Source organism: Phenylobacterium soli (genome assembly GCF_003254475.1).
Classification (GTDB): domain Bacteria; phylum Pseudomonadota; class Alphaproteobacteria; order Caulobacterales; family Caulobacteraceae; genus Phenylobacterium; species Phenylobacterium soli.
On record NZ_QFYQ01000002.1, the window covers coordinates 178,955 to 193,830 of the forward strand.

Below are 14,876 nucleotides of genomic sequence, written 5' to 3' on the forward strand. Positions count from 1 at the left end.
TTGTAGTTCAGATTCTCAACTGTTAGTGTTGCAAACATAATGAGGAAGCGTTCGGGCGTGATTATGGGACGGCTCTCGTGGCCGAAGCGCGGCTGATGGGCGGCGCTCTGCAAGGCTTGAAGGTGGCCGACTTCAGCTGGGTCGGCGCGGGCCCACGGGCCACGAAGGATCTCGCCGACAACGGCGCCGAGGTGATCAAGATCGAGTCGCGCAACCGGCTCGACCTCGGGCGTCTCAGCCCGCCGTTCAAGGACGGCCGCAAGCATCACGACGGCTCGGCTTTCTTCGCCCAGACCAACACCTCCAAGAAGGGCGTCGCGATCAACCTCGGCGACCCCAAGGGCCAGGCCTACGCCCGCAAGCTGGTCGCCTGGGCCGACGTGGTGGTCGAGAACTTCGCCGCCGGCTTCATGGAGCGCATCGGCCTCTCCTGGAGCGAACTCCAGGCCATCAAGCCGGACATCATCCTGGTCAGCGTCAGCGTCGCCGGGCGCTCGGGCCCGCTCGCCAGGTTCCGCGGCTACGGCAACTCCGCCGCCGCCCAGTCGGGCCTCGCGGCCATGTCGGGCTGGCCCGACCGGCCGCCGCACATGGCGCCCTTCGCCTATGGCGACGTGGTCGCGCCGATGTTCGCCACGGTCGCCGTGCTCGCCGCCCTGGAGCACAGGCGCCGCACCGGCCGCGGGCAGCACGTCGACGTTTCCCAGGTCGAGCCCCTCGTCCACGTCCTGGCCGACGAGTTCGCCCGCCACCAGCAGGGACAGGAGGTCCGGCTCGGCAACGGCTCGGCCGAGGCCGCGCCGCACGGGGTCTATCGCTGCCGCGGCTACGACCAGTGGTGCGCCATCGCCGTCGAGACCGACGCCCAGTGGCAGGCTCTGTGCGCCTGCACGGGCCTCGCGCCGGACCCGCGCTTCGCCGACCTCGCCGGCCGCATGGCCCACGCCGAGGAGATCGACGCCGCCCTCGCCGCCTGGTGCGCCACCCGCAACAAGCAGGCGGTCGCCGAGACCCTCACCGCCGCCGGCGTCCCGGCCGCCGCCGTGCAAGACGGCCGCGACGTGTTCGCCGACCCCGAGCTCGCCGCCGCCGGCCACTATGTGCGGCTCGAGCACCCGGTGCTCGGCGCCCACGACATGCCCGCGCCGCCGATGCGGTTCTCCGAGACGCCGTGGGCGGTGACCCGCTCGCCCCTGCTCGGCGAGCACAACCGCGCCGTCTTCGTGGATATGCTGGGCCTCGACTCCGAAGAGGTGGCGGCCGACGAACAGGCGGGGGTGCTGGCGTGAACGGGATGCTGCAAGGGGTCCTCGTCCTCGACTTCACCCGCGACCTCGGCGCCTTCGCCGGTCGCATGCTGGCCGAGTTGGGCGCTGACGTGGTCAAGGTCGAGGATCGCGCCGCCCCGGCCGGCGGCCTCAAGCGCCAGGTCTGGGACCTCGGCAAGCGCAGCCTCGCCGTCGACTTCGCCGACCCGGCCGAACGCACGGCGCTGATCGCCCTCGCGGCCCGCGCCGACATCGCCATCAGCGGACCCGAGGCGCCGATCGCCGACGCCGAGCTCGCAGCCGCCAGCGACCGGCTGATCCGCGTCGCCGTGACGCCGCACACCGCGGGCGGGCCCTACGTCGACCGTCCCGCCACCGACCTCACCCTGCTGGCCGCCTCGGGCCTGCTCAACATCGGCGGCGACCCCGACCGCGCGCCCCTGCGGCTGCCGGGCGAGCAGGCCTACGCCCTCGCCGGCATCCAGGGCGCCATCGCGGCGCTGATGGCGCTGAACGCGCGCCACCTCACCGGCCGCGGCCAGAAGGTGGAGGTCTCGGCCTTCCAGTCGGCGACCCTCGCCGGCTACCGCGACCCGATCGTCTGGGAGTGGACCGGCCGCATCGGCGCCCGCACCGGCAACCAGCTTGTGCGCGGCTCCTCGGCGGTGAAGCAGGTCTTCGCCTGCCGCGACGGGTTCGTGACCTGGGGCCTCGTCGATAATCCTGGCATGCTCAAGGGTCTGACGGGGGCGATGCGGCGCGAGGGCGCCGACCAGGGGATGGCCGACGTGGACTGGGACAACCTGCTGCTGGCCGAAGCGCCCCAGGCCCAGATCGAGGCCTGGGAGAAGATCCTGCAGGCCTGGTTCCTGACCCATGGCGCCGACGAGCTGATGTCGCTTTCCGCCGAGCTGGGTCTGGGCCTGTCGCGCATCGACACCGCCGACGACGTGCTCGCCGCCGACCAGCACGCCGCCCGCGGCCTGTGGCGCGAGGTCGAGGACGGCGGCTACCGGCTGCCCGGACCGCTGTTCCGCAGCTCCGAAGCCTTCGACGCGCCGCCGGCCCGCGCGCCGCGCCTCGGCGAGGCCAACGCCGATTATGGCTTCGCCCCGCTGGAGGCGCGCTGATGGGCGGGCCGCTGGCGGGCCTGCGGGTCGTCGACTTCTCCAAGTTCCTGCCCGGCCCCTACTGCACCTGGATGTTGGGCGACCTCGGCGCCGAGGTCATCCGCCTGGAGAACCCGCGCGAGCTGAAGAAGCAGGCGGCGGTGTTCGGCTGGGACAAGCTCGGCGACGCAGCGCGCCGGCGCATGCGGGCCCAGGACCTCTTCGCCCGCAACAAGAAGACCGTGGTCATCGACCCCGGCCACGCCGCCGCGCGCCCGGTGATCGAGGCCCTGGTCAAGAGCGCCGACATCCTGGTGGAGGACTACCGGCCCGGCGTCATGGAGAAGATGGGCCTCGGCTACGCGGCCATGGCGGCGATCAACCCGCGGCTCGTCTATTGCTCGGTGACGCTCTGCGGCCAGACCGGACCCTACCGCAGCAAGCCGGGCCACGATCCGGTGGCCCTGGCCATTTCCGGCGCCCTGTCGCGCAGCGGCGAAGACCCCGAGCGCCCGAGCTTTCCCGGCATTCCCGCCGCCGACCTGCTCACCGGCTCCAACGCCGTCATCGGCGTGCTGGCCGCGGTGATCGCCCGCAACGCCAGCGGCCGGGGCCAGCACGTTGACATCGCCATGTCCGACAGCGCCATGGCCCTGATCGGCAACCTCATCGCCCGCAATCCCGACCTCTCGGCCATCCCGCCGCGCGGCCAGCGGCGCGCCGACAGCGGCATCTGGAAGACCCGCGACGGCGCCTACCTGACCACCACCGACATGGAGCCGGCCTATTGGGCGCGGTTCTGCGAGGCAGTCGGCCGGCCCGACTTCATCCCCCTGCAGCTCGACGCCGCCGCCCGCCCGGCGATCCGCGAGGCGCTGGAGGCCATCTTCGCCACCCGCACGCTAGACGAATGGCTGGAGATCCTGGGCGCCGCCGAGACCCAGTTCGCGCCGATCCTCGACGTCGCCGCCGCCCTGGACGACCCGCACAACCGGGCCCGCGGCATGGTGGTGGAGCTCAAGACCGAGGCCGGCGAGACGGTGCGCCAGCTCGGCTCGCCCGTGAAGCTTCAGGGCGTGCATCCCGCCGCCGCGCGGCTCGCCCCGCCGGCCGGAACCGACACCGAGGCGGTCCTCGCCGGGCTCGGCTTCGAGGCCGAAGCCCTGCGCGCCCAGGGCGTGCTCGGATGAGCGGCGCCGGGGAGGCCGCGCGCCCGCTGCCGCAGGGCCCCGTCGGCTGGATCTTCCGCATCGCGGTCGCCGCCGGGACCTGCGCCCTGCTCGCCGCCATGAGCGTCGAGGTGCTGGCGGTGATCGGCCGCCACACCGGCCGCCCGCTCGTCGGCTCCATCGAGATCGTCCGCGCCTGCGTCGTGCTGGCCACCTCCTCGGCCATCGTCGCCGCCACGGCGCTGAAGGCCCACGCCAGCGTCCACCTGCTCACCGAGCGCCTGAGCGAGACATCCCGCGCCCGCCTCGCGCGGCTGGGCGCTCTCGTCTCCGCCGTCATCTTCGCCGTCTTCGCCGCCGGCTCCATCTGGATAGCCGCGGAGATCTGGCCGGGCGACGAGCGCACCCAGCTGCTCGGCCTGCCGATCGCCCCGCTCCGCGCCTACTGGTGCGCCGCCGCGGCCCTGACGGCGGCCCTGTTCCTCGCTTGGGCGCTCGGACGGCGGCGATGAGCCCGGAGCTTCTCGGCCTTCTCGGTGTCGTGACCATGCTGGGCGTGCTGGCGCTCGGCGTTCCGATCGGCGTCGCCATGGGCGTCGTCGGCGTCGCGGGCCTGGCGATCCTGATCTCCCCTGAGGCGGCGCTCATCAAGTCCGGCGTCGTCGCCTTCGAGACGGTGAGCCGTTACGAGCTCGGCGTCCTGCCGCTCTTCCTGTTCATGGCCCACATCTGCTTCGCCGCCGGAGCGACGCGGAACTTCTTCGACGTGGCCGCCAAGTTCCTCGGCCATCGGCGCGGCGGCCTGGCGCTCGCCTCGATCGGCGGCTGCGCCGGCTTCGGCGCCATCTCGGGCTCCAGCCTCGCCACGGCCGCGACCGTCGGCATGGTCGCCCTGCCGGAGATGCGCCGTCACCGCTACGACCCGGCGCTCGCCACCGGCGCCCTTGCCGCGGGCGGCACCCTGGGCGCGCTGATCCCGCCCTCCGGCGCCCTGATCGTCTTCGGCGTCATCGCCGAGGAGAGCATCGCCAAGCTGTTCACCGCGGCGATTATCCCGGCCTTCCTGCAGATGGCCTTCTACATGCTGGCCATCGCGGTGATCTGCCGTTTGAACCCCGCGCTCGGTCCGGCGGGCGAGCGCGCCCCCTGGCGCGAGCGTCTGAAGGCGCTCGGCGGGGTGCTCGACGTCGGCCTCCTGGTGGTGGCGGTGATCAGCGGCATCACCTTCGGCTGGTTCACCCCCTCGGAGGCGGCCTCCATCGGCGCTGCCCTGGCGCTCGTCATCTGCGCGGCGCGCGGCAAGCTGACCTTGAAGACCCTGGCGCAGGCGATGATCGAGACCCTGCGCACCACCGGAATGATCTACGCGATTATCATCGCCGCCATCGTCTTCTCCACCTTCATCACGGTCAGCGGCCTCGCCGACCTCGTGGCCGGCTGGGTGGCCTCGATGGGCGCCGACCGGCTGGCGGTCGTGGCCGCCATGGCCGTGGCCCTGCTGGTCCTCGGCTCGTTCCTCGACGGAATGGCCCTGATGCTGCTGGCGACACCGATCTTCCTGCCCATCGTCCAGCACCTGGGCCTCAGCCCGATCTGGTTCGGCATCTTCCTGGTGCGGACCATGGAGATCGGCTTCGTCCATCCGCCGGTGGGGATGAACGTCTACGTCATCCACGGCCTCGCCAAGGACATCCCGCTGGGCACCATCTTCCGCGGCATCATTCCGTTCCTGATCACCGACTTCCTGCACCTGGCGCTGCTGATCCTCGTCCCGGCGACCGCGCTCTGGCTGCCGGGCGCCCTGGGGGTCGGCTGATGAGGCGCCTCGCCGCCCTCGCCGCTTCGGCGGCCCTGTCGCTGGGCCTCGCCGCCTGCGCCCCGCGCGCGGACGGCCCGATCGTGCTCACCTATGCGACGAGCTACAGCCCGACCCATCCGTTCAGCCGCGCCGACACCGACTGGATCCGCTACGTCGAGACCGCCTCGCACGGACGGCTGAAGATCAAGCCCTACTGGTCCGGCTCCCTGCTGAGCGCCGACCAGAGCATGCTGGAGATCCGCCACGGGGTCGCCGACATCGGCCTGATCACGCCGATCTACGTGCTGGGCGGCGCCCACCTGACCAGCGCCCAGACCGCCTTCTACGCCGGCGCCCGCTCCATCGACGACCAGGTGGCGGTCTACAAGTGCCTCGCGCAGGCCTTCCCGCCGTTGCAGCGCGAGCTCGACGGCCTGCGCGTCCTGATGGTCCAGGGCGGCAACCTGCCCGGCGTCATCACCCGCGACCGGCCGGTCCGCTCGCCGGCCGACATCAGGGGCCTGCGCCTGCGGGTGCCCGAGGAGAACGTCGGCCTCGTCCGCGCGCTCGGCGGCGATCCGGTCAGCATGCCGATGAGCGAGGTCTATCCGGCCATGGCCAAGGGCGTCATCGACGGCGTTCTGGTCGCCCCCGACGCGCTCGGCGCCCTGCACCTGGCCGAGGTGGCCCACTACTACAGCGACCTGCACACGCCCCGCGGCGCCTATCCGGCGCGGGCCATGTCGGAGGCCCGCTTCCGCAGCCTCCCGCCCGACCTGCAGAAGGTGCTCCTCGACTCCGAGGCGGTCTGGGAGGGCTCGCTGTCGAAGAACCTCGGCGCCGCCGCCAAGAAGGGCCTCGCCTACGGCAAGGGCCACGGCATGACCATGATCGCCGTCAGCCCTGAGGCTCAGCAGGCGTTCGACGCCGCCTACATCGACGTGACCCGGCGCGATGCGAGCCGGCTCGACCGCTACGGCGCGAGCGGCGCGGCCATGCTGGCCTACGCCCAGACGCTGATCGCCAACACCCCCGCCGGCCAGCCGGTCGCCTGCCCCAAGGAGCAGCCATGAGCGCCGTGGACGAGCTCCTGTCCGCCTATGCCGATCCGCGCGCCGCGGCGCTCGCCTTCAAGGCCAGGGGCGGCCAGGTGGTCGGGCTGATCGGCTCGGACGTGCCGGAGGAGATCATCGCCGCGGCCGGCCTGCTGCCCGTGCGCCTGCGGGCCGAGACCGGCGCCTCCGACGCGCCCGCCGACCGCTACGGCGAAGGCGGCGGCAACGCGGTGATCCGCGCCTTCGTGGCCCGCCTGCTGGACGGCTCCTACGACTATGTGGACCACCTCGTGGTCGCCACCACGCCGAGCTACCTCGGCGCGCTCTTCACCTTCCTGCGCGAGATCCAGCGCCAGGACGCGCGCTTCCCCCGCCTGCCGCTGCAGCTCTTCGACTTCCACCATTCCGCCAGCCCCGTCACCCGCCGCTTCAACCGCGAGAGCGCCGATCGTCTGAAGGCGGCGGCGGAGACCTGGTCAGGACGCGCCATCGCCGACGACGACCTCGCCCGCGCGATCGCCGACAGCAACGCCGCCCGCGCCGCCGTCGCGCGGCTGCAGGACCTGCGCCTTGCTGGCCGTATCAGCGGCGCCGAGGCCCTCGCCCTGATCGGCGCCGGCGCCATGCTGCCGCGAGCGGAGTATGCGGCGAAGCTCGCCGCCGCCGTGGGCGAGCTCGCGGGCCGCGCCGTCCGCCCCGGCCCTCGTGTCGTGTTCAGCGGCAGCGAGACCGAGACCCCGGACCTCTACCGCCGCATCGAGGCGGAGGGCCTGACCATCGTTGCCGACGACCAGGGCTGGGGCTCGCGCGTCGCCGAACGCCCCGTGGCGGGCGACGGCGATCCGCTGCAGGCCATCGTCGAGCGCTACCACTTCATGGCCCCCGCGCCGGCCAAGTCGAGCACCGAGGCGCGCATCGCCTATCTGCTGGACCTCGTCCGCCGGACCGACGCCGACGGGGTGATCTTCGCGGTCCGCGGCCTCGACCATCCGGCGGCCTGGGACGCGCCGAGCCAGATCGCCGCCCTTGAGGACATCGGCGTCGCCGTGGTCCAGCTGCCGCCCGCCGCCGTCGCGAGCGGGCCCCTCGGCGAGGCTCTCGCCCCCCTCCTGAAGAAGACCGCCCATGGCTGAGCCGCGGACCCCACAGACCTTCACCTCGACCCGCGAGAAGAACCTCTCCTTCGCGCGCGAGAACAGCGCCTACAACAAGGCCTGGTTCGAGGACCTCCAGCGGCGCGCCGCCGCCGGCGAGCCCATCGCCTTCGTCAACGCCGACGTGCCCACCGAGATCTTCAAGGCCATGGACATCCCCGTGGTCGTGAACCAGTGGTGGTCCTCGGTCATCGCCGCCAAGCAGAAGTCGGCCCAGTACCTCGGCGCGCTCAACGCCCTCGGCTATCGCCAGAACCTCTGCAAGTACTGCGCGCTCGGCTTCGCCGCGACCCTCGAGCCGAACCCCGAAGAGGCGCCCTGGGGCGGGCTGCCGACACCCTCGATCGTCGTCTCCGGCAACGAGTGCAACGCCCTGCAGAAGATCTTCGAGCTCTGGGCGCGCAAGTTCGACATCCCCTTCGTCCTGCTCGAGACCGCCACCATCGAGGCGCCCGACAGCGCCGACTGGACGAGCCGCGCGCGGCGCGACTGGGAAAGCGTCTTCGGCGCGCGGGCCATCGATCTCCTCACCGACCAGTACCGCGAGTTGATCGCCACGCTGGAGAAGCTGACCGGCCGCACCTTCGACGCGGAGCGGCTGCGGCGGATCAACGACCTCGTGAACGAGCAGGAGGAGTACTACTTCAAGGCCCGCGAGCTGATCTCGGCGACCCGCCCGGCGCCGGTGAACATCGCCGACCAGATGCCGGCCACAATGATCCCGCAGTGGCATCGCGGCACGGAGTGGGCGCGCGACCGCGCCCGCCTCTTCTACGAGGAGCTGGAGCGCAAGGCCGCCGCCGGCGAGGCCGCCGCGCCCAACGAGCAGGTGCGCCTGATGTGGATCGGCACCGGCCTCTGGTACAACCTCGACTTCTACGCCCACTTCCAGGAGCGCTACGGCGCGGTCTTCGTCTGGTCGATCTACCTGTCGATCGCGGCCGACGCCTACGCCACCTACGGCGATGATCCGCTGCGGGCCCTGGCCGGCCGGATGACGAAGATCGCCCGCATCATGCACACCCCGCCGTTCAACGTGGCCTGGTACGTGGCCGAGGCGAAGAAGGCCGGCGTCGATGCGATCGTCTCGCTCGGCGAGGGCGAAGGCGGCGAGGGCTGCCGCGAGGTGTTCGGCTACACCCACCTGCTGCGCAAGGGGTTCGAGGACGCCGGCATCCCCTACCTCAGCCTTGGCGTCGACAACGTCGATGCGCGCTCCTGGGACGAGGACGCCATCCGCGCCCGGGTCGGCGACTTCATCGAGGCCGAGGTGCTGGCGAAGCGCCGCTAGGACGCGGCGCTCCCCGCCCTAGATCGGAAGACCGACGTAGTTCTCGGCGAGCACCGTCTGCGCCGCCTTGGACTCGCGGATGTAGTCGAGCTCGGCCACCTGCAGGCGGCGCTCGATCGCCCCGGTGTCCGGGAACCGGTGAGTCAGGCCGGTGAACCACCAGGAGAACCGTTCGGCCTTCCAGACCCGCGCCAGGGCCCGCGCCGAATAGTGGTCGATCCCGGCCGTTGAGCGCTCGCGGTAGAACTCCTCGATCGCCTCGGAGAGGAAGATCACGTCGGAGACGGCGAGGTTCAGGCCCTTGGCCCCGGTCGGCGGCACGATGTGGGCGGCGTCGCCGGCCAGGAACAGTTTCCCGTAGCGCATCGGCTCGGCCACGAACGAGCGCAGCGGCGCGATGCTCTTCTCGAACGAGGGGCCGCGCACCACGCCGGCGGCGGCCTTGTCGCCGAGCCGCACGCACAGCTCGTCCCAGAATCGCTCGTCGCTCCAGTCCTCGATCCGGTCGTCGAGGCGGCACTGGATGTAGTAGCGGCTGCGGGTCTGCGACCGCATGCTGGCGAGCGCAAAGCCGCGCTCGTGGTTGCAGTAGATCAGCTCGTGAGCGGCCGGCGGCACCTCGGCGAGCACGCCCAGCCAGCCGAACGGATACACCCGCTCATAGTGGCGCAGCACATCCTCCGGGATGCTGCCGCGCGAGACGCCGTGGTAGCCGTCGCAGCCGGCGATGAAATCGCAGTCCAGCCGATGCGCCTCGCCGCCCGAGCGCCAGGTCACATAGGGCGGGCCGGTGACGTCGTGCAGTTGCACGTCCTCGGCGCCGAAGACGATCTTCAGCTGCCGGTCCTCGGCCGCGTCGAAGAGGTCCTTCATCACCTCCTGCTGGCCATAGACCATGACCGTCGAGCCGCCGGTCAGCGCCTTCATGTCGATGCGGAACATCTCGCCCTCGTGGGCGATGTTGGTGCCCTCGTGCACCAGCCCCTCGCGGTGCATGCGCGCGCCCAGGCCGATGCGATCCATCAGGTCGACGGCGATCTGCTCCAGCACGCCGGCCCGCACGCGGCCTTCCACGTACTCCCGGTCGCGATGCTCCAGCACCACCGCATCCACGCCCGCCTGCTGCAGCAGATGGGCCAGCAACAGGCCCGATGGCCCCGCGCCGATGATCGCGACCTGGCTCCGCACGGGAGGCCTCCCTTTTGTTTGTCATCTATCTTGTATGTCTCACATACTATCTTGGCAAGCCGGCGCCGCGCCGATTGCGTTCCTGGCGCTCAGGTTGTATGTGTTACAAACAGTTTGGCGCTCACAGTTCAGACGGGGCGCGGACGGTGGGAGGATCCTGATGGACGTGCAGATGCTGATCGAAGGAAAGGCCGCGCCCGCGGAAGGCGCGCGGACCTTCGAACGTAAGAATCCGGTGACCGGCGACCTGGCGACCCGCGCCGCCGCCGCCACGGAGAAGGACGCAATCGCCGCGGCCGACGCCGCCGCCCGCGCCTTCCCGGCCTGGTCGGCGCTCGGCCCCAACGCCCGGCGCGAATTCCTGTCCAAGGCCGCCGACGCCCTGGCCGCGCGCAGCGAAGACCTGGTCGCCGCCATGAAGGAAGAGATCGGGGCCACCGAGGGTTGGGCCCGGTTCAACATCATGCTGGCGGTGGGCATGATCCGCGAGGCCGCCTCCCTCACGACCCAGGTGGCCGGCGAGGTCATCCCCTCCGACAAGCCGGGCTGCATGGCCCTGGCCGTGCGCCAGGCCGCCGGCGTGGTGCTGGGCATCGCCCCCTGGAACGCGCCGGTGATCCTCGGCGTCCGCGCCGTCGCCACCCCGCTCGCGTGCGGCAACACCGTGGTGCTGAAGGCCTCCGAGACCTGCCCGCGCACCCACCTCCTGATCGGCCAGGCGTTCCAGGACGCCGGCCTGCCGCCGGGCGTCGTCAACGTCGTCACCAACGCCCCGTCCGACGCCGGCGCGGTGGTCGGCGCCCTGATCGACCATCCGGCGGTGAAGCGCATCAACTTCACCGGCTCCACCCGGGTGGGCAAGGTGATCGCCGAGCGCGCCGCCCGCCAGCTCAAGCCGGTGCTGCTCGAACTCGGCGGCAAGGCGCCGCTGATCGTGCTCGACGACGCCGACCTCGACGAGGCGGTGAAGGCCGCCGCCTTCGGCGCGTTCATGAACCAGGGCCAGATCTGCATGTCGACCGAGCGGATCATCGTGCTCGAGGCGGTGGCCGACGAGTTCGTGAAGCGCTTCGCCGCCAAGGCCGCGACGCTCAAGGCCGGCGATCCGCGCGAGGGGACCACCCCGCTCGGGGCCGTGGTCGACCAGGCCTCCGCCGCCCACGTGAAGGCGCTGATCGACGACGCCGTGGCCAAGGGCGCGATCTGCGCGGCCGGCGGCGAGGGCGAAGGCGTGCTGCTCTCCGCCGCCGTGCTCGACGGCGTGAAGCCGCAGATGCGCATCTACGGCGAGGAGTCCTTCGGCCCGGTCGTCGGCGTGCTGCGCGTCAAGGACGAGGCCGAGGCGATCCGCGTCGCCAACGACACCGAGTACGGCCTCTCTGCGGCGGTCTTCACCAAGGACATCGCCCGCGGCCTGCGCGTCGCCCAGCAGATCCAGTCGGGCATGTGCCACATCAACGGCCCGACCGTTCACGACGAGGCCCAGATGCCGTTCGGCGGGGTCAAGGGCTCCGGCTACGGCCGCTTCGGCGGCAAGGCCGGCATCGCCGAGTTCACCGACCTGCGCTGGATCACCATCGAGACCCAGCCGGGCCACTTCCCGATCTGAGCCACTCTCGCAAACCTCCCAAGACGGAACCTTCCAGTATGGACCAACAGACCACCAGCGCGTCCGACGACGTGTACAAGATCGAGTATGACAACGGCGTCGCCTGGCTGTCGTTGAACCGCCCCGACAAGCGCAACTGCATGAACCCGACCCTCAACGCGCGCATGCACGACGCGCTGGACGAGGTCGAGGCCGACGACCGCTGCGGCGTGGTGGTGCTGACCGGGGAAGGCTCGGCCTTCTCCGCCGGCATGGACCTGAAGGAGTACTTCCGCGAGACCGAGGCCAAGGGCCCGCTCGCCGTTCGCCGCGCCCAGCGCGACTCCTACGGCTGGTGGCGGCGCCTGCGCTGGCTGGAGAAGCCGACCATCGCCATGGTCAACGGCTGGTGCTTCGGCGGCGCCTTCGCGCCGCTCTACGCCTGCGACCTCGCGGTGGCCGCGGACGAGGCCCAGTTCGGCCTCTCCGAGATCAACTGGGGCATCCTGCCGGGCGGCGGCGCGACCAAGATCGTCGAGCAGCTGATGACCCAGCGCCAGGCGATGTACTACATCCTCACCGGCGAGATGATGGGCGGCAAGAAGGCCGCCGAGCTCGGCCTCGTCAACGAGTCCGTGCCGCTCGCCGAGCTGAAGACCCGCGTGCGCCAGATCGCCGACGTCCTGCTGGAGAAGAACCCGGTGACCGTGAAGGCCGCCAAGGACGCCTTCAAGCGGGTCATCGACATGACCTACGACAACGCCGAGGACTATCTGGTGGTCCGCCAGGAGGCGGCGAACTTCCTCGACAAGACGGAAGGCCGCAAGGAAGGCATCCGCCAGTTCATCGACGAGAAGAGCTACAAGCCCGGCCTGTCCTCCTACCGCCGGTGACTAAGGCCCGGGCGGGGGCGTCACCTCGACGGTGACCGCCCTCGCCCCGGTCCCCTGCCAACTGACCGTGATCGCCGCGGGCGCGACGCCTTGATCCTTCAGGAACAGCACCGCCTTCCGCGCCCGACGCTGCGCCATCTCGGCGCTCTCGACCATCTCCCGCCCATTCGACAGCCGGGTCGCCGAGCGGCTTCCCACGACGCTCACATGGGCGTGCGAGGCGCGCGCCAGGGCCGCCGCCTGCGCCAGCGCCAGGGCGCTCCGCAGCGCGACGAAGTCGCTGTCGAAATCGAACTCCAGGCTGAAAGTCCGCGCCGCATAGGGCGGCGGCGGATCGGGCATCACCTGCGGCGGCCGCGGCCCCGGCTTGCGCGTCGAGGGGCCCGAGCCGCGCTCCACCCAGGGTGTGCTGAAACCCGCCGCCGGCAGCCGCTCGCGGCAGGCGCCCGTCAGCGGCTTCAGCACCGAGACCTTCACCGGATCCAGCACGATCCCGCCGCAGCGCGTGCGCTCGGTGACCACGCCCTCGACGAGCGCCTCGTGGCCCTGCTGGGGCGGATAGAAGCTGCCGCTGAGGTCCGTCTGGGTGCCGAGATAGAACAGCCGCCCGCCCGAGCGCACCAGCCAGCAGGGCGCCGGCTCGGTGTCGCGCACGATGGGACAGGCGACGACGTTCAGCGTCTCGCCGGGTTTGGGCGGCGCGCTGGCCGCGACGAGCGCAACAGCGAGGCCGGCCACGATCAGGCTTCGCATCACAGCACGCCCAGGAAGTTGACCAGGTCCTGCTTCTCCCGGGCGGTGAAGCGGATCTGGAAGCGGCGGTTGTAGAACTCCACCAGCTCGGCCAGCGAGCGCGCCGAGCCGTTGGAGAAGTAGGGCGCGCGCGCAGCAAGCCCGCGCATCTGCTGCATGGTGATCGAGCCCACGTCGGCGCACTTGCCGGTGATCAGCGCCCGCCCCGGATCGTGCGTCAGGATCACCCGGCCGAGATAGGGATGCGGGTCGGCGTCCGGCCGGCAGACGATGCGGAACAGCGGCAGGTCGGGCCTGGGATCGGCCCACGGCTTGTTGGCGACGCCCAGGTCCATCCATCCCGGCGCCAGGTCCATACCGGTCATCGCGGCGTTGTGGCAGGTCGAGCAGGTGCGCTTCAGCGGATTGCCGAGGCCGACCGAATTGAGGTTCGAGACGTCGGAAATCCAGAACGTGCGGTTCATGTAGATGTCCGCGCCGCGGGCCACCGAGGCGCGGAACGCGCGCTGCGCCGCCGTCCCACCGGCCCCGCCGTCGCGCCAGGCCTCGAAGCGGCCGAACACCGGCTCGTGGGTGTTGTCGCCGAGCCGGCCGGCCGGCGCCTTCTCCAGCGCATGCGGCCCGAGGCCGTCGAGCCCCGCCTCGTCGAGCACGCCTGCGCCGGTGCTGACGCCCTGGGCGCCGTAGAGGCCCTGCTCGAAGGCGACGATGGCGGCCAGCTCGGCCGGGCTCGGCGGCGCCGGCGCCTGCAGGTGGGTGATCGCCGCCTCGATGGCCTGGGACTTCAGCGTGGGCTCGCGGGCGTCAGCCATCAGCTCCATGCTGACCCGCTGGCCGGTCTCCGGATCGCGGTCGAAGGGCATACCCGTCTTCACGTTCACGAAGCCGTCGACCGAGGTCACGTACTTGAAGTTCATCACCGGCCGCGGCCGGCGGAACACCGAGACCATCGGATTGGCGCTCTTCAGGCCATAGGTCGCATCGAGGTTGCAGCCGGTCGGGTCGCGGACGACCTCGATGGTGAACTCCGGCTCCACCTTCGTGCCGTTCTTGGCCCGCGGCGGCCAGGGCAGGAAGATGCGGAAGAGGCCGCGGTTCAGCAGCAGCGAATGCGAGCTCGCCTTCGCCTGCGGCAGGCTCGGGCAGTTGGAGCCGTCGATGGCGGCGAACAGCGGGTCCTTCGCGCCCAGCGCCTGCCAGCGCGCCTGGATGCTGGCGGTCGAGACGCTCATGCCGTCGGCCGGCTGGTGGCAGGTCACGCAGGCGCGGCCGTTGGCGCCGATCGCCTGGAAAAAGGGGTGGCCGCGGGTCTCCACCGGCCCGCCGGCGTTGACCAGGGCGAAGCTCCCCGCCGCGTTGGCGAAGCCGGCGAAGGCCGGCAGCGGCGTCTCGTCCCCCGGCGCCCGCCAGGTCGAGGCGGCGGCATAGAGCGCATCCCGCTGCGAGGTCGTGACCTCGTCCGCCTCGCGGCGCAGCGCGGTCTGGGCCTGGGCGCGCTGGGCCGGCACATGGCCGGGCATGGCGCTCCGCTTGGCCGCCGCCAGGGCGCCGGCCCCCACCGTCGCGGCGGCGAGCGCCAGGCCGAGCGCCAGGGTGGGACGGCGGCGCAT

The 14,876-nt window shown here is 71.6% G+C and carries 13 protein-coding genes; 10 read left to right on the forward strand and 3 right to left on the reverse strand.

Translation table 11 applies throughout. From position 1 onward, the window contains the following. Positions 1–77: 77 nt before the first annotated feature. From DJ017_RS18270 to DJ017_RS18305, 8 genes are read left to right on the forward strand one after another with little or no spacing between them, the layout of a single operon-like run. Positions 78–1,289 carry a CaiB/BaiF CoA transferase family protein gene (locus DJ017_RS18270; RefSeq protein WP_227000242.1) on the forward strand — a complete coding sequence of 404 codons (1,212 nt, stop codon included), beginning with the start codon at positions 78–80 and terminating at the stop codon, positions 1,287–1,289. A 5-nt stretch (positions 1,290–1,294) separates the two neighbouring features. Then, positions 1,295–2,398 carry a CoA transferase gene (locus DJ017_RS18275; protein ID WP_111530530.1) on the forward strand — a complete coding sequence of 368 codons (1,104 nt, stop codon included), beginning with the start codon at positions 1,295–1,297 and terminating at the stop codon, positions 2,396–2,398. Then, complete coding sequence (locus DJ017_RS18280) at positions 2,398–3,567, forward strand: CaiB/BaiF CoA transferase family protein (protein WP_111530334.1); 1,170 nt, start codon at positions 2,398–2,400, stop codon at positions 3,565–3,567. Before DJ017_RS18275 ends, DJ017_RS18280 begins: the two co-directional genes overlap by 1 nt. Beyond that, entirely contained in the window at positions 3,564–4,058 is a 495-nt protein-coding gene (locus DJ017_RS18285) for a TRAP transporter small permease (RefSeq protein ID WP_111530335.1), read from the forward strand. Before DJ017_RS18280 ends, DJ017_RS18285 begins: the two co-directional genes overlap by 4 nt. After that, positions 4,055–5,362 carry a TRAP transporter large permease gene (locus DJ017_RS18290; RefSeq protein WP_111530336.1) on the forward strand — a complete coding sequence of 436 codons (1,308 nt, stop codon included), beginning with the start codon at positions 4,055–4,057 and terminating at the stop codon, positions 5,360–5,362. Before DJ017_RS18285 ends, DJ017_RS18290 begins: the two co-directional genes overlap by 4 nt. Continuing rightward, positions 5,362–6,417 carry a TRAP transporter substrate-binding protein DctP gene (gene dctP / locus DJ017_RS18295; RefSeq protein WP_111530337.1) on the forward strand — a complete coding sequence of 352 codons (1,056 nt, stop codon included), beginning with the start codon at positions 5,362–5,364 and terminating at the stop codon, positions 6,415–6,417. Before DJ017_RS18290 ends, dctP begins: the two co-directional genes overlap by 1 nt. Further along, on the forward strand, positions 6,414–7,532 hold the full coding sequence (locus DJ017_RS18300) for a 2-hydroxyacyl-CoA dehydratase subunit D (protein WP_111530338.1): 1,119 nt from the start codon (positions 6,414–6,416) through the stop codon (positions 7,530–7,532). The genes dctP and DJ017_RS18300 overlap by 4 nt, the downstream gene beginning before the upstream one ends. Continuing rightward, positions 7,525–8,844 carry a 2-hydroxyacyl-CoA dehydratase subunit D gene (locus DJ017_RS18305; protein ID WP_111530339.1) on the forward strand — a complete coding sequence of 440 codons (1,320 nt, stop codon included), beginning with the start codon at positions 7,525–7,527 and terminating at the stop codon, positions 8,842–8,844. Before DJ017_RS18300 ends, DJ017_RS18305 begins: the two co-directional genes overlap by 8 nt. 18 nt (positions 8,845–8,862) lie before the next feature. Here DJ017_RS18305 and pobA read toward each other — a convergent pair whose 3' ends face one another. After that, positions 8,863–10,032, reverse strand: a complete 1,170-nt coding sequence (gene pobA, locus DJ017_RS18310) for a 4-hydroxybenzoate 3-monooxygenase (RefSeq protein ID WP_111530340.1) — start codon at positions 10,030–10,032, stop codon at positions 8,863–8,865. Between the two features lie 160 nt (positions 10,033–10,192). Here pobA and DJ017_RS18315 point away from each other — a divergent pair, with 160 nt between their 5' ends. After that, entirely contained in the window at positions 10,193–11,641 is a 1,449-nt protein-coding gene (locus DJ017_RS18315) for an aldehyde dehydrogenase (protein WP_193540011.1), read from the forward strand. Between the two features lie 38 nt (positions 11,642–11,679). Continuing rightward, positions 11,680–12,513, forward strand: coding sequence for a p-hydroxycinnamoyl CoA hydratase/lyase (locus DJ017_RS18320; protein WP_111530341.1), 834 nt, complete (start codon positions 11,680–11,682; stop codon positions 12,511–12,513). Here the strand turns inward: DJ017_RS18320 and DJ017_RS18325 are convergent, their stop codons facing one another. After that, positions 12,514–13,266 (reverse strand): hypothetical protein, encoded by a 753-nt coding sequence (locus tag DJ017_RS18325; protein WP_111530342.1) that lies wholly within the window; start codon positions 13,264–13,266, stop codon positions 12,514–12,516. Then, on the reverse strand, positions 13,266–14,876 hold the full coding sequence (locus DJ017_RS18330; RefSeq protein WP_111530343.1) for a hypothetical protein: 1,611 nt from the start codon (positions 14,874–14,876) through the stop codon (positions 13,266–13,268). The genes DJ017_RS18325 and DJ017_RS18330 overlap by 1 nt, the downstream gene beginning before the upstream one ends.

Coding starts and splice junctions, on each gene's coding strand:
- DJ017_RS18285 (WP_111530335.1), top strand. CDS start 3,564: ATGAGCGGCGCCGGGGAGGCCGCGCGCCCGCTGCCGCAGGGCCCCGTC.
- dctP (WP_111530337.1), top strand. CDS start 5,362: ATGAGGCGCCTCGCCGCCCTCGCCGCTTCGGCGGCCCTGTCGCTGGGC.
- DJ017_RS18325 (WP_111530342.1), bottom strand. CDS start 13,266: ATGCGAAGCCTGATCGTGGCCGGCCTCGCTGTTGCGCTCGTCGCGGCC.
- DJ017_RS18330 (WP_111530343.1), bottom strand. CDS start 14,876: ATGCGCCGCCGTCCCACCCTGGCGCTCGGCCTGGCGCTCGCCGCCGCG.
- DJ017_RS18320 (WP_111530341.1), top strand. CDS start 11,680: ATGGACCAACAGACCACCAGCGCGTCCGACGACGTGTACAAGATCGAG.
- DJ017_RS18315 (WP_193540011.1), top strand. CDS start 10,193: ATGGACGTGCAGATGCTGATCGAAGGAAAGGCCGCGCCCGCGGAAGGC.
- DJ017_RS18275 (WP_111530530.1), top strand. CDS start 1,295: ATGCTGCAAGGGGTCCTCGTCCTCGACTTCACCCGCGACCTCGGCGCC.
- DJ017_RS18290 (WP_111530336.1), top strand. CDS start 4,055: ATGAGCCCGGAGCTTCTCGGCCTTCTCGGTGTCGTGACCATGCTGGGC.
- DJ017_RS18300 (WP_111530338.1), top strand. CDS start 6,414: ATGAGCGCCGTGGACGAGCTCCTGTCCGCCTATGCCGATCCGCGCGCC.
- DJ017_RS18280 (WP_111530334.1), top strand. CDS start 2,398: ATGGGCGGGCCGCTGGCGGGCCTGCGGGTCGTCGACTTCTCCAAGTTC.
- DJ017_RS18305 (WP_111530339.1), top strand. CDS start 7,525: ATGGCTGAGCCGCGGACCCCACAGACCTTCACCTCGACCCGCGAGAAG.